Source organism: Vibrio paracholerae (genome assembly GCF_037672085.1).
Taxonomy (GTDB): Bacteria; Pseudomonadota; Gammaproteobacteria; order Enterobacterales; family Vibrionaceae; genus Vibrio; species Vibrio cholerae.
Window position 1 is genome coordinate 555,754 of record NZ_JBBHLM010000001.1, and the last position, 24,135, is coordinate 579,888.

Genomic DNA, 24,135 nt, shown 5'->3' on the forward strand with positions numbered 1-24,135 from the left:
CTCAAACACAACAGCCGTAACCACCGCGGCTCAATGGGACTGGAAACGCCACGCGTTGACAGTCCCTCTTGAGGCGTTTGTTATGTGAATTTGAGCCTAGTGAGCTAACCATTTACAAGGCTCCAGGCTCATTTCGGTAAATTTTGCTGTAAACGATGATTCTGAAGGACTACACGCATAAACTCCAAAACTGGCCACTTTTTGTGTCGGCAAAGGGGGATTACATTTACCCATATCTATCGTAGTCTCTCCCAACTGATGTAAGTGAAAGATACGCATCTGGTTAAAAACCAAGCCATCAAACGAGGATTCGATAAGAAAATCTGGCCCTCTACGACTTAAACGATACCAAATCTCTTTAGGAAGCGGGATATCGGTAGTTGCCCAATCTGAATACCCTAAATTTGTAACTACACTACCAAGTCTAGAAAATGATTGATTTTCGTACTCTATCGAAGCTTTAAACCAATTTTCATTATCGATATAAACGATCAATCCACATTGATCAAACAGCTGTTGATAAGCAAAACTTACCTTAGCGGTAAATGTGAAATTGTCTTTTGAGTCAATCAATAATGCAGGAGCATTTTCATTACGAAAACCATAATAAGAACGTTGCCAAAAATCTGTTTTCGGCTCAGTAGTTATCGACACAAACTCTGAAGTGACTTCACTCACTTTCGGTTCAGAAATCCACTTCCCAGCAGTAAAATTTACCATTACCAATCTCTTTGTTGTTCACAAAATTCACATAACGCCCGCCTAAGGGGCTGGCAACGCATTACCATAAAACTCAAACACAACAACCGAAACCACCGCGGCTCAATGGGACTGGAAACGCCACGCGTTGACAGTCCCTCTTGAGGCGTTTGTTATAAGCCCGAACCCTAGACTTCTGGGTTACTCGAACTGTTGTACGAAAACATTCGGATTTCATCTCTCGGATACCAATCTAACTTGGTATAGAAGTCCTGTGCCGCAACATTCTCAATCAACACAAACAAATGCGTCTTAGAAATGCCTATTCTTGATAATGCATCTGTCGCTTTTTGAATTAAAGACTTACCAATCCCTTGGCCTCGGAAGTCAGATGAGACGGCCAGATGTTGTACGTAACCTCGCCTACCGTCCGTACCAACCAAAACAGCACCAATCACAAGAGAGTCTGAAACTGCGACAAAGCTTAAACCTTGATTTCTTTTCAAATAAGCTTCGATGTTTGGCCGAGAATCAGCATCTCTGAGAGATAGGTTTTCAGTAGTAGCCCATAAAGCAATCACTTCGTTGTAATCTGAAATATCCATTTCCCTAAATGTAACCACAACTTCTCCTTGGCTTATAACGCCCGCCTAAGGGGCTGACAACGCATTACCACTAAACTTAAACACAACAACTGCAACCACCGCGGCTCATTGGGACTGGAAACGCCACGCGTTGGCAGTCCCTTTGAGGCGTTTGTTATGCTTAAGCTTCAACACTTTACACTTGAACCAACTCAAGAATAACTCACTGAAATCATTGACCAAACTTCGAATTTCCTTGAGTTAGAACTGACTCAAATTTTATCTATCATATGAACTGATCAATGCAGAGTTTCATCCTACAAATCAGCCAATGTGGAAACCCTCTCCGACAAACCAACTCACCACGCATGAGCACAACAACTCAATGAGGCAATGACACTGAAATTTACAGCGACAGACACATTGCCGTTTCATTAGGCAGCGCAAAACAATGCTCAATTGCCGACAGACTTTAAGCCTGTAAGTAAAGGCACCAAACTGCTCAAAGCGACTTGAGCCAACAATACTAACCCCGCGCAGACTCAACATTTCAATGAGGCAATAACACAGAATTTACAGCGCCAGACACGTTGCCGCTTCATTAGGCAGCGACAAACAATATTGAATTGCCGACAAAACCTAAACGAAATACCAAAGGAATCGACAACCTCAACCTGCTGATTTTTATGGATTAAGCATAACGCCCGCCTAAGGGGCTGGCAACGCATAAGACTAAACTCAAATACAACAACCGAAACCACCGCGCTCAATGGGACTGGAAACGCCACGCGTTGACAGTCCCTCTTGAGGCGTTTGTTATGGCGCAATTCTCAAATTAGGCCACATAGCCAACCAACCCTTTGACTTTACTCGATTTTCAAAAGTTCCATATGCTCGTTTAGGATTATGTGTGATGAATCCTTGAAATAAACTCTCGAAACCAAAGGCTGATATACATTCGTAACGATCGTTCTCGACTTTTCTTACTGCTACCGCCGTTTCTTTTTCAGGCCAATAGCTCATGGCATCCAATGTACTTTGGTAAGGATTGTCGCCATTTTGTAAGTGCATCTTGGCTTGATTTTTCACTTGCCAATTGAGTTGGGGCATTTGCTCCGACAACTTGAGTTCAAGTAATTTTTCATAATCTGAATCTAAACAATCGGCATCGAAGAAAATGACATCAATGTCGTTTAATGGCGTCAGTGTTACGTTGTGATGTAAAGAGTCCCAAACAAGGTTTCGCACAAAACCTGCGGCTATGTAGCATTGAGGCAATTCAAGCTGGCAAACACATTCCAGTGCTTCAAGTCGAATGGGATCTTTTCTAATTAAATCAACGATGGCTTTCATTTTCACCTTGCGCCATAACGCCCGCCTAAGGGGCTGACAACGCATTACCACTAAACTTAAACACAACAACCGAAACCACCGCGGCTCAATGGGACTGGAAACGCCACGCGTTGACAGTCCCTCTTGAGGCGTTTGTTAGTTTGCGTGCCAAAGTGACACAAAGATTGCTTGTTGAACACTTTAACACCATAATACCGATGTGACAGTTTGACACAACAGGAGATAAAACCATGGCAACGACTTTGCCTCGCATCACCGCTAGAGTTGATGTCGATACTCAAGATTTACTCACTAAGGCTGCTGCTCTTGCTGGTATGTCTAGCATTAACTCATTTGTTTTGAATGCAGCAATCGAAAAAGCAAAACAAGTCATTGAACGTGAGCAAGCTCTAAAGCTTAGCCAAGCTGATGCCGTATTGCTGATGGAAGCTCTTGATAATCCAGCGGTAGTAAATGCAAAGCTCAAATTGGCATCCGAACGTTATGAGAGCAAAACTCAATGATGAATACGGTACTTCTCGATAAAGATAAGCACGATAGGAACCGTTTCAATTGTGGCATTGAAGCCCTCAACAATTACTTAAAAGTAATGGCGAGTCAGCAAGCCAAAAAAGACAACACCAGAACCTTCGTTTTGGAAGATGACAATAACAGTGCTTATATCATCGGCTTTTACACTCTGACTATGACACCCATTGATTTGAAAGCCTTGCCCGACAAGTTACAAAAGAAGCACCAATCTTCAACCTCTGGAGGGCTCATTGCTCGTTTAGCTGTCGACGATAGATACAAAGGAAAAGGTTTTGGTGAGTGGCTACTCATTGACGCTCTCAGAAAGCTACTCGCAGCCAGTGACAGCGTAGCGTTCCCTGTTGTGATCGTTGATGCCAAAGATGGTGCAAAACATTTCTATGAGCGCTATGGATTTCAAGCATTTCAAGATGCTGAAAACAAACTCTTCATCACCATTGCTGATATCAGAGCAAGCTTAGGCTAGTTATCCACTACCTTTAGCAAACTAACGCCCGCCTAAGGGGCTGGCAACGCATTACACTAAACTCAAACAAAACAACCATAACCACCGCGGCTCATTGGGACTGGAAACGCCACGCGTTGACAGTCCCTCTTGAGGCGTTTGTTAGTTTCGTAGCCTATTGTTTAACAATGACTTTTTAAACTCATTTGCTTGAAAGTCATTTTACGCAAAAGTATCACGCAAACACACTTCCAACGCCAAAAGCTGTGAAGTTGTCTACCAAAACTTAAAACGAACAAGGTTAGCTTGGGCACAGTTAAGAGTCCGCGACAAAGAAAGCCAGATCACAACGATGATTCAGCCTTTTATGAAACCCAACTGATCAAGTTGAACGTCCGACAACATTGAAACATCAAAGCTTGTTGGTTATCAGCGATTTTGAAACCGCAGAACTTTCAACTCTTTCTACCAAATCAGCATCAGGAAAAACCCAAAAGCCAAAATGTACAGTTTGAACGATAAAGGCTGAATTTTCAGAACCTTGCGCGTGAATTTTTGATGATTTTCCTGAGAGAAACTAACGCCCGCCTAAGGGGCTGACAACGCATAACAACCAAACCCAAACACAACCACCGAAACCACCGCGGCTCAATGGGACTGGAAACGCCACGCGTTGACAGTCCCTCTTGAGGCGTTTGTTAGCTTTATTTTTTGTCGTCACTTTTTGGTGGCTTCACTTTGGGCATAACATTTTTTGTATTTGTAGGAGGTAACTGCCTATTTAATGCGGTATCTCTTTCATGGTCAGTAACAGGACGTCGGTTTCTGTTTTCATTTTCATTACTCATTATAATCTCCGGTATTGTAGGTGGATGTAAAATACAGTTCAGCTTCACTCTCAGCTTGCTTAAGTGCTTTTTTGTTTCGAGGAAGAGTCAGGTTACCTAAACATTTTTTTTCGGCAGCCAATGACTTTTCGCGTAGTTCTGCCCATTTAGTATGAATATCGTGCTCAGTCCATTGACCTTCAGCAACATAGTACCAATCTCGTTCAGCAACCAACGACAACTTCGCTATCGAATCACCCAAAGAATTCAATGCATCTAAGCGCTTTTTGTAAGGAAGAATTGGTTTTACAGCTGTAATTACTTGAGAGATAGCGATAATCACTCCCCAAACAAATGCATAATCTTTCCAAATAGCCCACGCTGCAATACTAGTAGATGACGTAATTGCTAATATGATATTCAACGTCTGGTCTTTTCTACTTTGCTCGATTGCAAAGTTTTGAATGTACAACGAATGAGTTTTAAGTTCTTTTAACAAGTTCCAATATTTCTGTTGATACAACGAATATCTCCTATAAAGCTAACGCCCGCCTAAGGGGCTGACAACGCATTACCACTAAACTCAAACACAACAACTGCAACCACCGCGGCTCATTGGGACTGGAAACGCCGCGCGTTGACAGTCCCTCTTGAGGCGTTTGTTAGCTTCGTAGCCTATTGTTTCACAATGACTTTTCAGACACATTTGCTTGAAAATGATTTTACGCAAATGCATCGAGCAAGCACACGTCCAACGCCAAAAGCTGTGAAGTAAGCTACCAAAACTCATAGCGTTCAAGGTTAAGTTGGCCAATAACCGAATTTCCAACAAAGAAAGCACGATTTCAGCGACGATGCAGCCTTTTGTGAAACCAAGCTGACCGCGTTGAACATCCAACAACATTGAAGCATCGAAACTTGTTTGTTTTCAGCGCCTTTGAAATTGCTGAATTTTCGACGTTTTCTACCACGTAAATATTCGATTAAAACGCAAAGGCCGATTCATGAACTTTCAAAATATGATGCTGATTTTTCAAGTACATTGAACTCAAGATTTTGATGATTCTTGCTTCAAGAAGCTAACGCCCGCCTAAGGGGCTGGCAACGCACTACCACTAAACTCAAACACAACAATCGAAACCATCGCGGCTCAATGGGACTGGAAATGCTACGCGTTGACAGTCCCTCTTGAGGCGTTTGTTATGTTGCGGTGCTAACTATTATGAATGTTAGAAATGCAGGTAACCCTGAAACAAAAAGTTTGATACAAAGCATCGTGTTTGATGAAAAACGCTCACTGTCAATTTCATTAGCCACCGAGCTATCCACCATTGAACCCGCTACACTCTCTGCCCTATCACCACCAAAACCGCCTTCTGGTGGGTACATAAAAAATAAGGCTGCTAACCCCCAAAGGATCACCACAACAAAGAATGCATAATCGGGCCAAGACCTCAGGCCAAAGAAACCCATAGATTTCTCAAACATGACCACAACTGCTGATGCAGTGAGATTGCTTATGAGAAAAAACCTCAATAAATTTAGCATGTTATTCCAAAGTCCATCCTTAGCAACATAACGCCCGCCTAAGGGGCTGACAACGCATTAACACTAAACTCAAACACAACAGCCGAAACCACCGCGGCTCATTGGGACTGGAAACGCCACGCGTTGACAGTCCCTCTTGAGGCGTTTGTTATGCTTAAGCTTCAACACTTTACATTTGAACCAACTCAAGAATAACCCACTGAAATCATTGACCAAATTTCGAATTTCCCTGAATTAGAACTGGCTCAACTTTTACCTATGAACTGACCAATGCAGGCTTTCATTTAGCAACTAGGTCAATGTGGAAACCCTCTCCGACAAACCAACTCACCACGCATGGGCACAACAACTCAATGAGGCAATGACACTGAAATTTACAGCGACAGAAACATTGCCGTTTCATTAGGCAGCGCAAAACAATGCTCAATTGCCGACAAACTTTAAGCCTATAAGTAAAGGCACCAAACTGCTCAAAGCGACTTGAGAGAACAAAACTCACCTCGCGTGGACTCAAAAACCTAATGAGGCAATCACTCAGAATTTACAGCGCCAGGCACATTGCCGCTTCATTAGGCAGCGAAAAACAATATTGAATTGCCGAAAAAACCTGAACGAAATGCCAAAGAAATCGATAACACAACCAACTGATTTTTATGGATTAAGCATAACGCCCGCCTAAGGGGCTGGCAACGCACACCACAAAACTCAAACACAACAACCGAAACCACCGCGGCTCATTGGGACTGGAAACGCCGCGCGTTGACAGTCCCTCTTGAGGCGTTTGTTATGCTTAAGTTTCAACACTGTACATTTGAAACAACTCAAAAATAAACCATTGAAATAATTAGCCAAACCATAGAGTTTCTTAAATTGGAACTGAATCAAACTTTACCTGCGAACTAACCAATGCAGAGCTTCATCCTACAAATTAGCCAATGTGGAAACCCTCTCCGACAAACCCAGTCATCACACATGGGCACAACAACTCAATGAGGCAATGACACTGAAATTTACAGCGACAGACACATTGCCGTTTCATTAGGTAGCGAAAAACAATGCTCAATTGCCGACTTACTTTCAGCCTGTAAGTAAAGGCACCAAACTGCTCAAAACGACTTGAGCCAACAACACTAACCTCGCGCAGACTCAACAACACAATGAGGCAATCACCGCGATTTTTCAGCGCCAGATACACTGCCGCTTCATTAGGCAGCGACAAACAATATTGAATTGCCGACAAAACCTGAACGAAATGCCAAAGGAATCGACAATCACAACCTGCTGATTTTTATGGATTAAGCATAACGCCCGCCTAAGGGGCTGACAACGCATAACACAAAACTCAAACACACCAACCGTAACCACCGCGGCTCAATGGGACTGGAAACGCCACGCGTTGACAGTCCCTCTTGAGGCGTTTGTTAGTTTACAGTTTTCCACATTGTTTTTGACTGCTCTTCAAAGCCTAGTTTTACATAAAAGCTTTGCGCACGCTTGTTGAAAGCCATGACCTCTAGTCTAATTTGCTCAGCACCCTGAGATTTAGCCCAGTCATTACATCGAGCCATGAGTTGAGTACCAATACCAGAAACTCTAGCATTTTCATCAACTACGATTGTGCCGACACGACAAATGGGTGTTTTAACTAAAAACGGGATAGCTTCATTTTGAGTTACCGTAGCTGTTACGAAGCCAACAACATCACCAGAGATTTCTGCAACAAGAAACAGCCTTGATTGATCATTTAGAGCCTTAAGAAGGAACTCTTTTTCTTCAGATGACGGTTTAACAAATGCTTCAGGTGCATTTTCAAAGTGCATAACTCCAATCTGATAATTAAGACGCAAAAGTGAGTCTAAATCTGACGCATCTGCTGATCTAATTTTCATTTTCGTCCTCTGAATCTGATATGTAAACTAACGCCCGCCTAAGGGGCTGACAACGCATTACCACTAAACTCAAACACAACAACTGTAACCACTGCGGCTCATTGGGACTGGAAACGCCGCGCGTTGGCAGTCCCTTTGAGGCGTTTGTTATGCTTAAGCTTCAATACTTTACATTTGAACCAACTCAAGAATAACCAACTGAAATTATTGACCAAACTTCGAATTATCTTGAATTAGAACTGGCTCAACTTTTACCTATGAACTGACCAATGCAGGCTTTCATTTAGTAACTAGGCCAATGTAGAAAACCTCTCCGACAAACCCACTCACCACACATGGGCACGACAACTCAATGAGGCAATGACGCTGAAATTTACAGCGACAGACACATTGCTGTTTCATTAGGCAGCGCAAAACAATGCTCAATTGCCGACAGGCTTTAAGCCCATAAGTAAAGGCACCAAACTGCTCAAAGCGACTTGAGCCAACAATACTAACCTCGCGCAGACTCAAAAACCTAATGAGGCAATCACTCAGAATTTACAGCGCCAGACACATTGCCGCTTCATTAGGCAGCGAAAAACAATATTGAATTGCCAACAAAACCTGAACGAAATGCCAAAGGAATCGATAACCACAAACTACTGATTTTTATGGATTAAGCATAACGCCCGCTTAAGGGGCAGCCAACGCTACTACCAAACTTCCGCATAACACCATAACCACAAAAACCAACGCATAGTAAAAATGCCGCGCGTTGGCTGTCCCTCTTGAAGCGTTTGTTATGCGTGTATATCTGGTTTAGTACAGAGTTTAATCAACCTATCTCCTATTGGAGTAATTGTATAAAACAAGCTTGCGCCGAATCCTGAAATATCAGATTTAACAAGATTATAGTTGGCTAAGCTTCTAATTATTTGATCTTCATTGCTTCCTGGATCGTAGCGTTTTCTGTCTGGATCAGATTCTTCTTTGTCATATTGTTCATCCATCACCAAAATTGTTTTATGCTTAGTCATTGATACAAGAAACTTAAATTCCCAACACGATAAGTCACGTAACACCCGAGAAAGAACAATACTTTCATGTTCAGCAATATCTCTTTCAAACACCGTATTGATAATAGAGTTCTGTAGTAAGTCGATCTTGTCATCACTAAAGGTTTGGAACATAACCATTGATGAATCAACAATTAATTGAAGTTGACTATCTGTTAACCCATCAATTTTATCTTGATGGCTTGCAAGTAAAGCCTCTATCTCATTAATTGCCTTTTCTAATCTTTTTTGCTGCCTCGCTGTTGCTAAGCTAGAAGTAAATACAGGTATTAAAGGGGCGAATAAACTACCTGACGCGAAAGACGATGCGGCCACTAAAGTACCTGCGACTGTCACGCCCAAGCTACCAAAAAATTTTTCAAGTTTGTCTGGTTTTTCCATCTCTAAAACTCCAAATACGCATAACGCCCGCCTAAGGGGCTGGCAACGCATAACACTAAACTCAAACGCAACAACCGTAACCACTTCGGCTCAATTGGACTGGAAACGCCACGCGTTGACAGTCCCTCTTGAGGCGTTTGTTATGAGCCACTTTCCGCTAAAAGCAAATCTAATTCATTGTGTGTTATTGCTTTTAGGTTTTCCGTTATTTTCTCCGCACTCCAATCCCACCATGCAATTGCTAACAATTTATCTACGACATGTGGCTCAAAACGATGTTTCAAAACCTTTGCGGGATTTCCGCCAACAATGCTATAAGGCGGCACATCTTGTGTTACTACTGACTTACTAGCAACGATTGCACCATCACCAATCGTTATTCCAGGCATAATAGTTGACTCATACCCCAACCAGACGTCATTACCAATTACAGTATCTCCCTTATAAGGTAACTCACCAACTTGTGGGGCTGACGTTTCCCAACCATTGCCAAAAATGAAAAAGGGGTAAGTTGAGAAACCTGACATACTGTGATTTGCACCATTCATAATGAACTTAACGTCTTTAGCAATAGCACAAAATTTTCCAATCTTTAACTTATCCCCAATAAAAGGAAAATGATAAAGCACATTACTTTCAAAATTCTCAGGCCCATTAGGATCGTCGTAATACGTATAATCACCAACTTCAATATTTGGAGACTTAATATAGTTTTTTAGATAGCCGACTTGAGGAAAACCTTTCATTGGCTCTTTATCATTTGGATTTGGACCGTACAAATTAATTTCTCCATATTGGCTCATAACGCCCGCTTAAGGGGCTGACAACGCTACTACCAAGTTTCCGCATAACACCGTAACCACAAAAGCCAACGCATAATAAAAATGCCACGCGTTGGAAGTCCCTCTTGAAGCGTTTGTTAGCCCTTTTTTCCCAGTAAATCAATTAGTAAACTCGAAAACTTTTCTGGATTTTCTTGAGGTAACATGTGGGATTCATTTTCAATAACCACCAATTTTGAGTGTCTTGAAGCTCGTGCATCACTCTGTGTTGCCAGCTTAAATAAGTCTCGTGTTTTATCGCCATGCCCAAATATCAAAGACAGATCGATATTCGATAAACTTTGGGCATCAATCGATGGATGTTCTTGCTGATTTAGTTGCAAAGGCAATGTATAAGCTTGCTTTAACTGTAAACTCTTCACCTCAGTTGGTTGCTTATCGAAGTAACCATGACAATTCCCAGAACCGTCAATCAATGATTCAACAGCTAAACTCAAATTCCCCTGATGTACATGATTAAAAACAGGCTCAAACATTGACTCTGCATCCGCAACCCAAGTTTTCATTTCATCTTCTTGAACACAACCGGGATATCCCAGCTCATACAAAAATACCTTAGACAATGGCAATTGAGACGATGCTATCATGTTCAATACAACATCTGCACCATAAGACCAGCCAACAACATTCACGGGCTTATCTGAAACTAACTTTTTCACAAGCTCACATAGTTCTTGAGCGTGTGAGTTCAGACCAAAAATTAAGTTATCATCATTGTCAAAATGACTTAAAGTCACTGAAACCACATCAAAATATTGAGACAACGAATCTGTATGAGGGAGCCACATAGAACCATCTGTTAATGCTCCATGAACCAAGACTAAATATTCACCACTACCTTTTTGAAAATATTTCACATGATATTCCTATTAAGGGCTAACGCCGCGTTAAGGGGTGAGCAACGCAACGACCAACTTACCGCATTGCACTAAAAACCAATAAAATCAATGCATAATGAAAATGCTACGCGTTGCGAATCCCTCTTAAACGCTTTGTTAACTGGCCGATCCCAAATGCCAAACTTACCAATATTTTTAAGCTGCCTGTGCGGCAGTGAACAAATTTCATAGGATTATCTCCAACTGATTTAATTTCTAAGCTGCCTGTGCGGCAGTGAACAAAAATTGGGTTGTTGATTTCAAATTACAAAATTTCTAAGCTGCCTGTGCGGCAGTGAACGAATTCTCAGCATAACTGACACAGCCCCCACATTTCTAAGCTGCCTGTGCGGCAGTGAACTCTAAGGCCGCCATAATCGAATAATCGATACTTTTCTAAGCTGCCTGTGCGGCAGTGAACTTGAAGAACAAGCGATCGCGCTGATCCGTTCATTTCTAAGCTGCCTGTGCGGCAGTGAACTCTTTCACGAATGAGGATTTTAAAACATTAAATTTCTAAGCTGCCTGTGCGGCAGTGAACGAACGACTTTCATGCTTCATCCTTACTTTTGGTTTCTAAGCTGCCTGTGCGGCAGTGAACCTGCACGATTTATACCCACTGTAGAGCCATCATTTCTAAGCTGCCTGTGCGGCAGTGAACTTGCTGCTTTAGTCGCTTACGATTTTGTTAAGTTTCTAAGCTGCCTGTGCGGCAGTGAACGCCTTGTGCTCATGCCTCTACCTGATGAGCTGTTTCTAAGCTGCCTGTGCGGCAGTGAACTGAAAACCAAATACTTGATGAATCCAGCTACTTTTCTAAGCTGCCTGTGCGGCAGTGAACGGCGTGTTTGAGCCAGTAGGCGGCGGGGAGTGTTTCTAAGCTGCCTGTGCGGCAGTGAACATAAAGGGGTGTCGCTGACTTGGTTCCCTGACTTTTCTAAGCTGCCTGTGCGGCAGTGAACGAAAAACGTGGCTACTTTGGTTATTCCCAAGGTTTCTAAGCTGCCTGTGCGGCAGTGAACATTTCACTAAGCGAGATATCGCAGAAATGGATTTTCTAAGCTGCCTGTGCGGCAGTGAACGAAGTGATTAGGATATGCAGTAGCACAAGATATTTCTAAGCTGCCTGTGCGGCAGTGAACTAGTAAGCGCAGAGTCAGGCAAGTTATTCATCGTTTCTAAGCTGCCTGTGCGGCAGTGAACAATCGGCCAATGTAGATGAGCAACTTTAAGCATTTCTAAGCTGCCTGTGCGGCAGTGAACGATAGACAGCTTGTCACCGGGCATAAGGTGAGTTTCTAAGCTGCCTGTGCGGCAGTGAACTATGAAACTTTATCAGTAACCTATTGTTAATAAAAGTAATTACATCAAATTTCTCAAAATAACCTTTTATTTTTCACTCGATTTATTATTAATATAAATCAATAACTTAAAATCCAACGAAAAAAGATGGGTAATTTTATTGCCAGTTAACGCCCGCCTAAGGGGCTGCCAACGCATTACCACCAAACTCAAACACAACAACTGCAACCACCGCGGCTCAATGGGACTGGAAACGCCACGCGTTGACAGTCCCTCTTGAGGCGCTTGTTATGCAGTTGGTTGCTATGAATGCTGTTATTTTACGGTAAAACCAAACTATCGCTTGGTAGCCACTGTCTTTATTGAGACAATCCTCACCGTTATTTCTACATCAACGGACAACTATGAAACTCTTAGTTCGCAACCTTGCTCGCACCACAACTGAGCACGACATTCGTAAACTGTTTTCTGAACACGGCTCTGTTACCGAATGCACTCTCGTTTTAGACCAAGAAACCGGTCTATCGAAAGGCTTTGCTTTCGTCGAAATGCCAGAGGCTTCAGAAGCAAAAACTGCAATTGCAGCACTGAATATGGCAAACGTTGCCAAAAGTAAGATTCGAGTCAAAGCGGCTCAATAAAGCAAATTCTAAAGCCAGCTGAAAATGCTGGTTTTTTATTGCCCAAAAACTGCATAACGCCCGCCTAAGGGGCTGGCAACGCATTACCACTAAACCCAAACACAACAACTGCAACCACCGCGGCTCATTGGGACTGGAAACGCTACGCGTTGACAGTCCCTCTTGAGGCGTTTGTTATGCTTAAGTTTCAACACTGTACATTTGAAACAACTCAAAAATAAACCATTGAAATAATTAGCCAAACCATAGAGTTTCTTAAATTGGAACTGAATCAAACTTTACCTGCGAACTAACCAATGCAGAGCTTCATCCTACAAATTAGCCAATGTGGAAACCCTCTCCGACAAACCCAGTCATCACACATGGGCACAACAACTCAATGAGGCAATGACACTGAAATTTACAGCGACAGACACATTGCCGTTTCATTAGGTAGCGAAAAACAATGCTCAATTGCCGACTTACTTTCAGCCTGTAAGTAAAGGCACCAAACTGCTCAAAACGACTTGAGCCAACAACACTAACCTCGCGCAGACTCAACAACACAATGAGGCAATCACCGCGATTTTTCAGCGCCAGATACACTGCCGCTTCATTAGGCAGCGACAAACAATATTGAATTGCCGACAAAACCTGAACGAAATGCCAAAGGAATCGACAATCACAACCTGCTGATTTTTATGGATTAAGCATAACGCCCGCCTAAGGGGCTGGCAACGCATTACCACTAAACTCAAACACAACAACTGCAACCACCGCGGCTCATTGGGACTGGAAACGCCGCGCGTTGACAGTCCCTCTTGAGGCGTTTGTTAGTTTCGTAGCCCATTGTTTAACAATGACTTTTTTAACACATTTGTTTGAAGATCATTTTACGCAAATGCATCAAACAAACACACGTCCAACACCAAAAGCTGTGAAGTTGGCAGCCAAAACTCAAAACGATCAAGGTTAAGTTGGCCACGGTTAAGAGTCCGCGACAAAGAAAACCAGATCACAGCGATGATGCTGCCTTTTGTGAAACCAAACTGGCCGTGTTGAACATCCGACAACATTGAAGCTTCAAGACTTGTTGGTTTTCAGCAACTTTGAACTAGCTGAGCTTTCAACACTTTCTACCAAATCAGCATCAGGCAAAACTCAAAAGCCAAATTGTGCGACTTGAACGCTTAAGGCTGAATTTTCAGAACCTTATGCGTGAATTTTTGATGATTTTTTTCTGAGAGAAACTAACGCCCGCCTAAGGGGCTGGCAACGCATTACCACTAAACTCAAACACAACAACCGAAACCACCGCGGCTCATTGGGACTGGAAACGCCACGCGTTGACAGTCCCTCTTGAGGCGTTTGTTAGCTGATTATTTAAAGAAATCGCTCATTAAGCCACTGATAACTGAAAATGGAACCGATTTTACTCCATCTGTAAAATACTCACCGAATGATTTCTTCTGACTGTCAGCAAATGAAGGGATTGCATTTAATGCATTTAAACCTTTTTGAGTAAGTATCACACTACTCTCGCCACTTCTAAGCTCCTGTTTAATAATAAGAAAACGCTCTTGTTCAAGCCATTTCACCGTACTGTAACATGTCATAAACAGTTCCCTTTCAGTCAAATCTTCTAATGATTGTTTATCAAAATACTCAGTAACAGCTTTCGCTATTTTTTGCGGATCAATGCTTGTTATTAATGGGAACTTTTCCAAGCTAGCATTCATTATTTCCAATGCAGCACAATTAAATATATCCAAATTACGCATTTTCAATCCTTAATAATTACCCAAGAACAAAACTCGTTATCAGCTAACGCCCGCCTAAGGGGCTGGCAACGCATACCACTAAACTTAAACACACCAACTGCAACCACCGCGGCTCAATGGGACTGGAAACGCCACGCGTTGACAGTCCCTCTTGAGGCGTTTGTTATGCTTAAGCTTCAACACTTTACATTTGAACCAACTCAAGAATAACCCACTGAAATCATTGACCAAACTTCGAATTTTCTTGAACTAGAACTGACTCAACTTTTACCTATGAACTGACCCAATGCAGGCTTTCATTTAGCAACTAGGCCAATGTAGAAAACCTCTCCGACAAACTCACTCACCACGCATGGGCACGATAACTCAATGAGGCAATCACACTGAAACTTACAGCGACAGACACATTGCCGTTTCATTAGGCAGCGCAAAACAATATTCAATTGCCGACAGACTTTAAGCCTGTAAGTAAAGGCACCAAACTGCTCAAAACGACTTGAGCCAACAACACTAACCTCGCGCAAACTCAACAACACAATGAGGCAATCACCGCGATTTTTCAGCGCCAGATACACTGCCGCTTCATTAGGCAGCGATAAACAATATTGAATTGCCGACAAAACCTGAACGAAATTCCAAAGGAATCGATAATAACAACCTACTGATTTTTATGGATTAAGCATAACGCCCGCCTAAGGGGCTGACAACGCATAACAACCAAACTCAAACACAACAGCCGTAACCACCGCAGCTCATTGGGACTGGAAACGCCACGCGTTGGCAGTCCCTTTGAGGCGTTTGTTAGCTTCGTAGCCTATTGTTTAACAATGGCTTTCTAACACTTTTGCTTGAAATGCATTTTATGCAAAAGCATCTCTCAAACACACGTCCAACGCCAAAAGCTGTGAAGTTGGCTGCCAAAACTTAAAACGATCTAGGCTAAGTTGGCCACGATTAAGAGTCCGCGACAAAGAAAGCAAGATCACAGCGATGATGCAGCCTTTTGTGAAACCAAACTTGCTGTGTGGAACATCCAACAACCTTGAAGCATCGAGGCTTGTGGGTTTTCAGCGGCTTTGAACCTGCTGAACTTTCAACACTTTCTACCAAATCGGCATCAGAAAAACTCGAAAGCCAAGTTGTGAGATTTGAATGCTAAAAACTGATTTTCACAACAAATGAAATTAGATTTTGATGATTCTAGCCTTTTTAAGAAGCTAACGCCCGCCTAAGGGGCTGACAACGCATAACAACCAAACTCAAACACAACAACTGCAACCACCACGGCTCATTGGGACTGGAAACGCCACGCGTTGACAGTCCCTCTTGAGGCGTTTGTTATGTGTGTGAATTTAAAGGGAGCTCCATTTCAATCAACCCTTTGATTTCAGATACTCTAACAAACCCCTTTGACTCATACAGATTGATTGCTGGATTTTCACTAAACACACGCAGAACTAGCTTCGTGGATTGTCTGTCGAGCGCATGTCTAACAACTAGCTCAAGGCACTTAGACCCAATTCCGCATCCCTGAAACTCGGGCAAAATTTGAAAATCTCTCAAGAAGGTCACATCGTTACTGTAGCTCAAACGCAACACACCAACACGAGCTAGGCCTAGATAGATTTCGTAGTTGTCTAACTCATCCCAACTACTTAGGAACCGATTATGATCCCAGGTTAGCCCACGGGCTTGATAGTAACTTGCCATATTTGACTTTGTTAAGGACTCTGCAAACAAGAGGTCACTACTAACTTTCAGACTTACTTCCATGCATTTTCCTCTGCTTACACATAACGCCCGCTTAAGGGGCAGCCAACGCCACTACTAACTTACCGTATAACACCGTAATAACAAAAACCAACGCATAGTAAAAATGCCGCGCGTTGGCTGTCCCTCTTGAAGCGTTTGTTATATTCGTAGCCTATTGATTAAAAAGTTGTTCTACCGTTTTCATCGGTAAGAACATACGAATACGCTCATTATGTTCGCACAATACTTCAAAGCCGAACTTCGTATAGAACGCTTGAGCGGAATCTGTCAGACAATCCACAACTATTGCGTATGCTCTCATGTGATGATTCACTTCCCACAAGTACTTCAGCGCACGGATTAGACTGACCTTTCCAAGTCCAGAACCGTGAAAATCTTTGTGCACAGCTAACTGAGCCAACAGAAAAACAGGGATTGGATACCTCGGTAGTTTCTTTGCTAATTGTGCCGGTAATGTTTCTCGGCTGATTGAGCTCGGTGCAACACTATAAAAGGCACAAATAGCGAATTTTTGATTTAACAGTGGGTGAGCACTAGGTAAAACCATTGTTCGGCTAATACCTGCTTGCATGTGCTTTGCAGCTTGAGTTTTGATAAATGTGTTTAGCTCTTGCTCACCACAGTCAAATGAGTCGCGGTCATGCTTTGATTTACTAAGTTCTACAAACTCTTTGCCCCAACTCACTTGATACCGCTCTTCTCTGTAAATTTAACAGCTTCAAGCAAAGCTTGATTCGGTGCTTTTACTTTATTACACGCAGCCATAAACTCGTCAAAAACACTGTCTTTAACCATAATACTTTCATGCTCCTCAATAACATGAGTCGCATCTTCGTCCATAAGTCTCACCACATATTCAGTGAGACTTTTTAAACCAAGTAAAGCCGATGCCTTTTCGGCTTTTGCCTTGATCTCTTCATCAAGGCGGATATCTAAACGTGCCGTTGCCATAACACCTCCTGCGTACGGATACATTCCGTCAGTTTAGCGATTATAGGCCAAACTTAAAGCACATTCAATTCGTACGGAAAGTTTACGGGGCGAGGGAGAATATAACGCCCGCCTAAGGGGCTGGCAACGCATAACACTAAACTCAAACACAACAACCGAAACCACCGCGGCTCAATGGGACTGGAAACGCCGCGCGTTGACAGTCCCGCTTGAGGCGTTTGTTAGTTGCGTTCTTCCCATTCGCTTCGAATCACACCATATTTCACTGAATCATAATAGATCCCTTGGTAATAACGAACTTTGCGCAGCCGTGCCTCTTGCTTCAAACCTAGCTTTGTCGCTAATGACATCATGCGATCATTTCCCGACCATGTTGTCATGCCTACCCGCTCTATTTCTTGTGTTTCGAACAGATACGAAATCCATTGAGATAATGCTATTGATGCGATCCCTTTTCCCCAATAACTTTCGTCATAAATGACAATACCAGCTTCAAGCCAACGGGTTTCCTCACATTCCCAATAACAACTCACCGTCCCAACGGGTAATTCATTACAAATGACTAACTGCATATCTGAACCAACCAATAACCGTTGGAAGGTTGAATCCGCAAAATCAGCCAAAGTCGGATGAGAATACGGAAAGTAAGGAGCATTAAATCGAGTCCATTCGTTATGCTCAGTCATCAGCTTAAACACACGCTCTAACTCATTTTCCTGTGCTGGCCTAACATCGACTGATAAGTCATGTTTCATAGTGATTTTTCCAAAGAGCAACTAACGCCCGCCTAAGGGGCTGGCAACGCATAACACTAAACTCAAACACAACAACCGTAACCACCGCAGCTCAATGGGACTGGAAACGCCGCGCGTTGACAGTCCCTCTTGAGGCGTTTGTTATGGCTCAGTTCACTAAATACCAGATTTCACCATCGATATGATCTTATGAGCTTTCTCGAAATGATCTAATTTGTGCTCTTGAATCCACCATGTTGCTGCTTCCATCAACAAATCTGGATCGTCATTTTTGTTAGCAAAAAACGCATAAAATGAAACGCCAACATTATCACCCTTCTGCTCAATCTTCTTAGAACAAACTTGAATTACCTTTTCTCTCAATGAACTACGCACTTGTTAGTCGCCTACCTGATTTAAAGATGACAAATAACTTATACAGACGAAAGCATGAAAACAAGAAGAACTGTTTTTATATACAGACCAGATCAAATGAATGAGCCATAACGCCCGCCTAAGGGGCTGGCAACGCACTACCACTAAACTCAAACACACCAACCATAACCACCGCGGCTCATTAGGACTGGAAACGCCACGCGTTGACAGTCCCTCTTGAGGCGCTTGTTATGCAGTTGGTTGCTATGAATGCTGTTATTTTACGGTAAAACCAAACTATCGCTTGGTAGCCACTGTCTTTATTGAGACAATCCTCACCGTTATTTCTACATCAACGGACAACTATGAAACTCTTAGTTCGCAACCTTGCTCGCACCACAACTGAGCACGACATTCGTAAACTGTTTTCTGAACACGGCTCTGTTACCGAATGCACTCTCGTTTTAGACCAAGAAACCGGTCTATCGAAAGGCTTTGCTTTCGTCGAAATGCCAGAGGCTTCAGAAGCAAAAACTGCAATTGCAGCACTGAATATGGCAAACGTTGCCAAAAGTAAGATTCGAGTCAAAGCGGCTCAATAAAGCAAATTCTAAAGCCAGCTGAAAATGCTGGTTTTTTATTGCCCAAAAACTGCATAACGCCCGCCTAAGGGGCTGGCAACGCATACCACTAAACTCAAACACAACAACTGCAACCACCGCGGCTCATTGGGACTGGAAACGCCACGCGTTGACAGTCCCTCTTGAGGCGTTTGTTATGCTTAAGCTTCAACACTTTACATTTGAACCAACTCAATGATAACCAACTGAAATTATTGGCTAAACTTCGAGTTTCTTTGAATTAGAACTGGCTCAATTTTTACCGATGAACTGACCAATACAGGCTTTCATTTAGCAACTAGGCCAATGTGAAGACCCTCTCCGACAAACTCACTCACCACGCATGGGCACAACAACTCAATGAGGCAATCACTCTGAAACTTACAGCGACAGACACATTGCCGTTTCATTAGGCAGCGCAAAACAATGCTCAATTGCCGACTGACTTTCAGCCTGTAAGTAAAGGCACCAAACTGCTCAAAACGACTTGAGCCAGCAAAACTCACCTCGCACAGACTCAACATTCCAATGAGGCAATCACTCAGAATTTACAGCGTCAGATACATTGCTGCTTCATTAGGCAGCGAAAAACAATATTGAATTGCCAACAAAACCTGAACGAAATGCCAAAGGAATCGACAACCACAAACCACAGATTTTTATGGATTAAGCATAACGCCCGCTTAAGGGGCAGCCAACGCTTTACGAACTGTCCGCATAACACCGTAAACACACAAACCAACGCATGATAAAAATGCCGCGCGTTGGCTGTCCCTCTTGAAGCGTTTGTTATGTCACTTTTCCGATTAGTCGTCGAGCATAGCTTTCGCCATGCCTTCATCAAACTCTCTGGAACATTCAGGACAGAAAGATTCTTCAAAGTCAGAGCGCCAAACAAGATTTTCAGAAAAGTGTCCACAATGTGTAGCAGTATGGGCATCTATATAATTTTTCGTAAGCGCGTCATAAACCCCGCATTCTAATCGTCTAGCCCGAATAATAAGATCAAACCTCCAACCCAAAGGCGATTTGAAATGGCTAAACGACGCACTCACCAAGAATGGCGAACCCTGTTCGAACACTATGAATCCAGCCAGTTATCACAACGATTATTCTGTGAACGTAACGGACTGAGCCTCTCCACTTTTTACGCTAAGCGCCAACAGTTAAAGCACATCGAAAAACCGAACACGATTGGCTTTGTTAAAGCAGAAGTCGTTGAAAAGAGGACAAAGTATCAAGCCACTCACCTTGTCGTTGCCAACATGACACTACTTGTAAACAATGTTGAACTGATCATTCCGCAAGGCACGCCAACAACCTATCTTGCAGAACTTATCGGTGCGCTGTCATGAAACGCATGCTCAGTGCTCCCGAAATCTATCTCTATCGTGAAAGCGTCGATTTTAGAAAGTCCATCAACGGTCTCGCGGCCATGATTGAAAGTGACACCGACTTACCGTTAGGAAGTGGTGCACTGTTCCTGTTCACCAACAAACAGCGCGACAAAATCAAAGTGCTGTACTGGGATAAGACAGGCTTTGCTCTTTGGTACAAGCGCCTTGAAAAAGCCAAGTACAAGTGGCCATCAAAAGAGCAAAACGACGTGTTTACCCTAACTCAATTCGAGCTTGATAGACTGCTTTCTGGCTTCACGATTATCGGCCACAAACCCGTTATAATAAATGATTTTACAATGACTTAAGCGATAATAAAGTCTTATCCACCAAGCATTAATGGCATAATTTTAGTATAATCAATGCCATGAAAAAGACGCCAAATATCAATCCAGAAAGCCAAGATGTTGCCGAGCTACAAGCGATGGTGAAAGCGCTGTTGGCGTCAGAAACCCAATTGAAACAAGAGCGCCAGTCGCTGCTTGAACAACTCAAACTTGCCTTCGACCGTCAGTTCGCTAAACGCTCGGAGGCGTTAAAGCCTTACAATGAATCACAAGGTGACCTCTTCAACGAAGCGGAATGTGAAGCCGCTAAGGAAGAAGAGGTTGAGGTCACGACGACCAACACAACCAAGAAACGTGGTAAACGCAAGCCACTGCCAAAGAGCCTGCCTCGTGAAGTTATCGAACTTGATTTAGACGACCATGAAAAGCAGTGCACTTGCTGCCAACATAGTCTGCATAAAATCGGTGAAGACCGTAGCGAGAAACTTGAGTTCACGCCAGCGGTACTAAAAGTGTTGGAATATGTTCGTCCTAAATATGCTTGCCGCCAATGCGAACAAACAGAAGACAAAAACCACGTCGTTCAAAAGCCAGCGCCGCAAAGCATTATCCCTAAAAGCTTCGCCACAGAAAGCTTACTGGCCAATATCATCCTCGGCAAATACCAATACGCGATGCCACTGTATCGTCAAGAATCCCTGTTTACCCAGTCGGGTATCGAACTCTCACGCACCACCATGGCAAGGTGGGTTATCCAAGTCAGTGAGAAGTTCGCCCCACTTTACGCGGCCTTAAAAACGCACCTACTTGAGCAAGTGGTGGTTCAGGCGGATGAAACGCCGCTCAATGTCCTCAAGGAAGACAAGCAATGCTACATGTGGCTCTACTGCTCGGGCGCGGACTCGCCAGGTGCCGCACTCCCTAATGTGAAAAATATCGTCTTGTACGACTATCAAAACAGTCGCGCGAGGTCGTGCCCTGTTGCCTTCTTGGGGGATTACAGTGGTTATCTGCAAACCGATGGCTATGGTGCTTATGATGGGCTTCATCGAGTCACCAATGTCGGTTGCTTCGCGCATGCTCGGCGTAAGTTCATGGACGCGAAAAAGCTTCAAGGCAAAGGTAAGTCAGGTAAAGCGGATAAAGCGCTTGCCAAAATCCAAAAGCTTTATGGGATAGAATCACGCTTAAAATGTGAGTCTGCGGAAAAACGAAAAGCAGAACGCCAGCAGCATGCCAAACCGATACTGGATGAGTTATACGAATGGATGACGACTCAACAGATGCTTGAGTCTAGCCCGCTGGGTAAGGCGATAAAATACACGCTCGGCCAATGGTCAAAGTTAATCCTCTATATCGATGACGGTCACTTATCGATAGACAATAACCGTGCTGAACGCGCCATTAAGCCGCTGGTTATTGGTAGAAAGAACTGGCTCTTCTCGACCAATCCCAATGGAGCTGAAGCGAGTGCGATGCTTTACAGCATCGTTGGGACAGCGAAAGCCAACGGTCTCATCCTCTACGACTACATGGTCAAGTGCATGAAAGAGCTAGCGAAAGCAGAGCCAGATATCGATGCACTCCTGCCTTGGAACTTCAAACACTAACAATATCGCCCTGTGGGATCATGGGGCGGATACAATTTTTCCACTCAACCATATCAACTAATTGTCTTTCGATATCATCCACACTGCTTTTTAGGGAAACCACATAATCCTTGTAAGCTTTGAGACTTTCTAGGTTCTCTTCATAGTTTTCAAGAAAGTCATCAATTTCAAACTCATCATGACTAGTTAACCCCTGTGCAATTCTCCCTTTGATTTCAGAGTATTCTATATGCGCAGTATGACTTTTATATTGTGCCCACGAATCAACAAATTGGATCTTATCGGAAAAACCACCAAGTATTACTTGAAGTTCTAATTGCTCTTCTTTGGGACAACAAATTATTTCGATGGCATCAAAATCAAAGTAAAAACCACAATCATCAACATACCTCCATTCCCTTTCCCAAGTGAAGCCTTGTCGGTATGTTTTTTCACCCAACGGGTGAGCAAGTGATTTGATTGAATCCACTAATGAACTTACTTGTTCGTCCTCAGAAGCATCGGAAATTGAGAACAATTTTCCAAGTACATCATTGTCTAGGTAAATTGTCGGTCTAACATTATGCTTAACCATATAAGATTTACGAAAGCCAATGCCATAGTGCATATTTTGCTCTCTACGCCTTTCTGATATTGCAACAAAACCACCCAAAGCAAAAATCGGGGTTTCAGTGAAACAGGCGATTTTATGGGTAAAGTTACTCGATGTTGAACCATTTGGGTTTTGAGCCTTGATAAAACCTTCATTATCTGTTTTTCCACCAGTCAAGATACTCTTTATGGCAGATTTACCCGTCATATGAATGAGATACCTTGACATATCAGGCTTTAACTTAGGTTCAATTTCGAATGCTTTCATTAAAAAACTCCACTGAGGATTTCATTTTAACGCTTGTGACATAACGCCCGCCTAAGGGGCTGGCAACGCATAACACTAAACTCAAACACAACAACTGCAACCACCGCGGCTCAATGGGACTGGAAACGCCGCGCGTTGACAGTCCCTCTTGAGGCGTTTGTTATAAGGTGGATAACCACTTAATTAGATTGAGTATTTCTTTAAACTCTGCCGCTCTACAATCTTTAACCAGTTCATAAAGACTCATTTCTAAACCTGTTATTTCAACACCAGCCCCTGCTAGCTTTGTAATTGCTAGCTCCTTGTTTGATTCATCACGTGAAGACACGCAATCACTCACTAAATGTATGTCGTAACCTAGATTTTTGAGATGAATAGCCGTTTGATAAACACATATGTGAGCTTCGATACCACATATTAACCAAGACGTTTTCTTTGATTTTTGGATAGTTCCGATGAAACGAGGCTCACCACAAGCATCAAAACTGAACTTGCTAATCGGTTGTTGATTACTCAATAACACTCTGAGCTCTTCGATGGTTTGACCTAATTTATCTGGATTTTGCTCAAGCCAAACTATTGGCAATCCTAGCAATTGAGCTCTTTTAATTAGTTTTATGCAGTTTGAAACAAGCTCATTACTGTCAGAAACCAATCGAGCCAACTTGCCTTGGATATCAACGATAATCAGACCAGTATTTTCCTTGTCAAGCATACAGACTCCTTTGCTAAAACACCTTATAACGCCCGCCTAAGGGGCTGGCAACGCATTACCACTAAACTCAAACACA

The 24,135-nt window shown here is 42.9% G+C and carries 34 protein-coding genes, 2 pseudogenes and 1 CRISPR repeat array; of the genes and pseudogenes, 7 read left to right on the plus strand and 29 right to left on the minus strand.

All coding sequences use genetic code 11. The features are described 5' to 3' along the window. Positions 1–96: 96 nt before the first annotated feature. From R4537_RS02800 to R4537_RS02815, 4 genes are all read right to left on the minus strand, one after another. On the minus strand, positions 97–720 hold the full coding sequence (locus R4537_RS02800) for a DUF1349 domain-containing protein (RefSeq protein ID WP_071179589.1): 624 nt from the start codon (positions 718–720) through the stop codon (positions 97–99). A 167-nt stretch (positions 721–887) separates the two neighbouring features. After that, positions 888–1,322: a GNAT family N-acetyltransferase gene (locus tag R4537_RS02805; protein ID WP_000256034.1), complete on the minus strand. Its 435-nt coding sequence runs from the start codon at positions 1,320–1,322 to the stop codon at positions 888–890. Positions 1,323–1,607: 285 nt separating this feature from the next. Then, entirely contained in the window at positions 1,608–1,832 is a 225-nt protein-coding gene (locus R4537_RS02810) for a DUF3709 domain-containing protein (protein WP_080483422.1), read from the minus strand. A gap of 267 nt (positions 1,833–2,099) precedes the next feature. Further along, a complete protein-coding gene (locus R4537_RS02815; RefSeq protein WP_005526589.1) occupies positions 2,100–2,636 on the minus strand; it encodes a nucleotidyltransferase family protein in 537 nt (178 codons plus the stop codon). A 230-nt stretch (positions 2,637–2,866) separates the two neighbouring features. Between R4537_RS02815 and R4537_RS02820 the strand changes: the two genes are divergently transcribed. Both R4537_RS02820 and R4537_RS02825 read left to right on the plus strand, forming a co-directional pair. Beyond that, entirely contained in the window at positions 2,867–3,139 is a 273-nt protein-coding gene (locus tag R4537_RS02820) for a type II toxin-antitoxin system TacA family antitoxin (RefSeq protein ID WP_000246255.1), read from the plus strand. Beyond that, positions 3,136–3,633, plus strand: coding sequence for a GNAT family N-acetyltransferase (locus tag R4537_RS02825; RefSeq protein ID WP_000982256.1), 498 nt, complete (start codon positions 3,136–3,138; stop codon positions 3,631–3,633). Before R4537_RS02820 ends, R4537_RS02825 begins: the two co-directional genes overlap by 4 nt. A 258-nt stretch (positions 3,634–3,891) precedes the next feature. Here R4537_RS02825 and R4537_RS18690 read toward each other — a convergent pair. From R4537_RS18690 to R4537_RS02890, 12 genes and pseudogenes are all read right to left on the minus strand, one after another. Then, positions 3,892–3,969: pseudogene (locus R4537_RS18690) on the minus strand (DUF645 family protein); the annotation flags it as partial. A 347-nt stretch (positions 3,970–4,316) separates the two neighbouring features. Then, the gene (locus tag R4537_RS02835) at positions 4,317–4,460 is read right to left on the minus strand and encodes a hypothetical protein (protein WP_187372226.1); all 144 of its coding nucleotides are present in this window, start codon (positions 4,458–4,460) and stop codon (positions 4,317–4,319) included. Beyond that, positions 4,453–4,962, minus strand: a complete 510-nt coding sequence (locus R4537_RS02840) for a hypothetical protein (protein WP_071179590.1) — start codon at positions 4,960–4,962, stop codon at positions 4,453–4,455. The genes R4537_RS02835 and R4537_RS02840 overlap by 8 nt, the downstream gene beginning before the upstream one ends. 315 nt (positions 4,963–5,277) lie before the next feature. Then, positions 5,278–5,343, minus strand: a pseudogene (locus R4537_RS02845) (DUF645 family protein); the annotation flags it as partial. 296 nt (positions 5,344–5,639) lie between these two features. Beyond that, entirely contained in the window at positions 5,640–5,987 is a 348-nt protein-coding gene (locus R4537_RS02850) for a hypothetical protein (RefSeq protein WP_071179363.1), read from the minus strand. Between the two features lie 280 nt (positions 5,988–6,267). Next, a complete protein-coding gene (locus tag R4537_RS02855; protein WP_080483215.1) occupies positions 6,268–6,501 on the minus strand; it encodes a DUF3709 domain-containing protein in 234 nt (77 codons plus the stop codon). A gap of 414 nt (positions 6,502–6,915) precedes the next feature. Continuing rightward, positions 6,916–7,182 carry a DUF3709 domain-containing protein gene (locus R4537_RS02860; protein WP_181725189.1) on the minus strand — a complete coding sequence of 89 codons (267 nt, stop codon included), beginning with the start codon at positions 7,180–7,182 and terminating at the stop codon, positions 6,916–6,918. A gap of 226 nt (positions 7,183–7,408) precedes the next feature. After that, complete coding sequence (locus R4537_RS02865; protein WP_057552714.1) at positions 7,409–7,876, minus strand: GNAT family N-acetyltransferase; 468 nt, start codon at positions 7,874–7,876, stop codon at positions 7,409–7,411. 279 nt (positions 7,877–8,155) lie between these two features. After that, positions 8,156–8,389: a DUF3709 domain-containing protein gene (locus tag R4537_RS02870; RefSeq protein ID WP_148494601.1), complete on the minus strand. Its 234-nt coding sequence runs from the start codon at positions 8,387–8,389 to the stop codon at positions 8,156–8,158. Positions 8,390–8,658: 269 nt separating this feature from the next. Continuing rightward, positions 8,659–9,315 carry a hypothetical protein gene (locus R4537_RS02880; protein ID WP_071178889.1) on the minus strand — a complete coding sequence of 219 codons (657 nt, stop codon included), beginning with the start codon at positions 9,313–9,315 and terminating at the stop codon, positions 8,659–8,661. Positions 9,316–9,455: 140 nt separating this feature from the next. Then, the gene (locus R4537_RS02885) at positions 9,456–10,118 is read right to left on the minus strand and encodes a Vat family streptogramin A O-acetyltransferase (protein WP_000084914.1); all 663 of its coding nucleotides are present in this window, start codon (positions 10,116–10,118) and stop codon (positions 9,456–9,458) included. 116 nt (positions 10,119–10,234) lie between these two features. Next, the gene (locus R4537_RS02890; protein ID WP_071178888.1) at positions 10,235–11,014 is read right to left on the minus strand and encodes an alpha/beta fold hydrolase; all 780 of its coding nucleotides are present in this window, start codon (positions 11,012–11,014) and stop codon (positions 10,235–10,237) included. A gap of 174 nt (positions 11,015–11,188) precedes the next feature. Further along, a CRISPR array of direct repeats spans positions 11,189–12,358; the repeat unit is 28 nt; unit sequence TTTCTAAGCTGCCTGTGCGGCAGTGAAC. Positions 12,359–12,741: 383 nt separating this feature from the next. Here R4537_RS02890 and R4537_RS02895 point away from each other — a divergent pair. Further along, positions 12,742–12,978 carry an RNA recognition motif domain-containing protein gene (locus tag R4537_RS02895; RefSeq protein ID WP_000772130.1) on the plus strand — a complete coding sequence of 79 codons (237 nt, stop codon included), beginning with the start codon at positions 12,742–12,744 and terminating at the stop codon, positions 12,976–12,978. Between the two features lie 318 nt (positions 12,979–13,296). Here the strand turns inward: R4537_RS02895 and R4537_RS02900 are convergent, their stop codons facing one another. The 10 genes from R4537_RS02900 to R4537_RS02945 all read right to left on the minus strand — a co-directional run bounded on the left by R4537_RS02900 (position 13,297) and on the right by R4537_RS02945 (position 18,592). Then, positions 13,297–13,563: a DUF3709 domain-containing protein gene (locus tag R4537_RS02900; protein ID WP_181725189.1), complete on the minus strand. Its 267-nt coding sequence runs from the start codon at positions 13,561–13,563 to the stop codon at positions 13,297–13,299. A gap of 287 nt (positions 13,564–13,850) precedes the next feature. Beyond that, positions 13,851–14,033 (minus strand): DUF645 family protein, encoded by a 183-nt coding sequence (locus tag R4537_RS02905; protein ID WP_000947617.1) that lies wholly within the window; start codon positions 14,031–14,033, stop codon positions 13,851–13,853. 303 nt (positions 14,034–14,336) lie between these two features. Then, entirely contained in the window at positions 14,337–14,738 is a 402-nt protein-coding gene (locus R4537_RS02910; protein ID WP_055032881.1) for a hypothetical protein, read from the minus strand. A gap of 296 nt (positions 14,739–15,034) precedes the next feature. Beyond that, positions 15,035–15,358 (minus strand): DUF3709 domain-containing protein, encoded by a 324-nt coding sequence (locus R4537_RS02915; protein WP_148495197.1) that lies wholly within the window; start codon positions 15,356–15,358, stop codon positions 15,035–15,037. 240 nt (positions 15,359–15,598) lie between these two features. Next, positions 15,599–15,778, minus strand: coding sequence for a DUF645 family protein (locus R4537_RS02920; RefSeq protein WP_071177908.1), 180 nt, complete (start codon positions 15,776–15,778; stop codon positions 15,599–15,601). A gap of 298 nt (positions 15,779–16,076) precedes the next feature. Further along, complete coding sequence (locus R4537_RS02925; RefSeq protein ID WP_000453958.1) at positions 16,077–16,511, minus strand: GNAT family N-acetyltransferase; 435 nt, start codon at positions 16,509–16,511, stop codon at positions 16,077–16,079. A 151-nt stretch (positions 16,512–16,662) separates the two neighbouring features. Then, positions 16,663–17,196 carry a GNAT family N-acetyltransferase gene (locus R4537_RS02930; RefSeq protein ID WP_258503780.1) on the minus strand — a complete coding sequence of 178 codons (534 nt, stop codon included), beginning with the start codon at positions 17,194–17,196 and terminating at the stop codon, positions 16,663–16,665. Then, positions 17,193–17,462, minus strand: coding sequence for a type II toxin-antitoxin system TacA family antitoxin (locus R4537_RS02935; protein WP_000179600.1), 270 nt, complete (start codon positions 17,460–17,462; stop codon positions 17,193–17,195). The genes R4537_RS02930 and R4537_RS02935 overlap by 4 nt, the downstream gene beginning before the upstream one ends. A 221-nt stretch (positions 17,463–17,683) precedes the next feature. Next, on the minus strand, positions 17,684–18,217 hold the full coding sequence (locus R4537_RS02940; RefSeq protein ID WP_071177738.1) for a GNAT family N-acetyltransferase: 534 nt from the start codon (positions 18,215–18,217) through the stop codon (positions 17,684–17,686). A 156-nt stretch (positions 18,218–18,373) separates the two neighbouring features. After that, on the minus strand, positions 18,374–18,592 hold the full coding sequence (locus tag R4537_RS02945) for a DUF6500 family protein (protein WP_042988285.1): 219 nt from the start codon (positions 18,590–18,592) through the stop codon (positions 18,374–18,376). A 344-nt stretch (positions 18,593–18,936) separates the two neighbouring features. On the opposite strand from R4537_RS02945, the gene R4537_RS02950 reads away from it, so the two are divergent. After that, positions 18,937–19,173 (plus strand): RNA recognition motif domain-containing protein, encoded by a 237-nt coding sequence (locus R4537_RS02950; RefSeq protein ID WP_000772130.1) that lies wholly within the window; start codon positions 18,937–18,939, stop codon positions 19,171–19,173. A 305-nt stretch (positions 19,174–19,478) separates the two neighbouring features. On the opposite strand, the gene R4537_RS02955 is transcribed toward R4537_RS02950, so the two are convergent. Continuing rightward, a complete protein-coding gene (locus R4537_RS02955) occupies positions 19,479–19,715 on the minus strand; it encodes a DUF3709 domain-containing protein (protein WP_080483598.1) in 237 nt (78 codons plus the stop codon). A 510-nt stretch (positions 19,716–20,225) separates the two neighbouring features. Between R4537_RS02955 and tnpA the strand changes: the two genes are divergently transcribed. The 3 genes from tnpA to tnpC are packed head-to-tail and all read left to right on the plus strand — an operon-like array spanning position 20,226 to position 22,485. After that, positions 20,226–20,546 (plus strand): IS66 family insertion sequence element accessory protein TnpA, encoded by a 321-nt coding sequence (gene tnpA, locus R4537_RS02960; protein WP_114813763.1) that lies wholly within the window; start codon positions 20,226–20,228, stop codon positions 20,544–20,546. Then, the gene (gene tnpB, locus R4537_RS02965) at positions 20,543–20,896 is read left to right on the plus strand and encodes an IS66 family insertion sequence element accessory protein TnpB (protein ID WP_071178690.1); all 354 of its coding nucleotides are present in this window, start codon (positions 20,543–20,545) and stop codon (positions 20,894–20,896) included. Before tnpA ends, tnpB begins: the two co-directional genes overlap by 4 nt. Before the next feature lie 59 nt (positions 20,897–20,955). Then, positions 20,956–22,485, plus strand: a complete 1,530-nt coding sequence (tnpC, locus tag R4537_RS02970) for an IS66 family transposase (protein ID WP_114813761.1) — start codon at positions 20,956–20,958, stop codon at positions 22,483–22,485. Here the strand turns inward: tnpC and R4537_RS02975 are convergent. Next, entirely contained in the window at positions 22,475–23,344 is an 870-nt protein-coding gene (locus R4537_RS02975) for a hypothetical protein (RefSeq protein WP_338952400.1), read from the minus strand. The genes tnpC and R4537_RS02975 overlap by 11 nt on opposite strands. A 160-nt stretch (positions 23,345–23,504) precedes the next feature. After that, entirely contained in the window at positions 23,505–24,059 is a 555-nt protein-coding gene (locus R4537_RS02980; protein ID WP_071177740.1) for a hydrolase, read from the minus strand. Between the last annotated feature and the right edge of the window lie 76 nt (positions 24,060–24,135).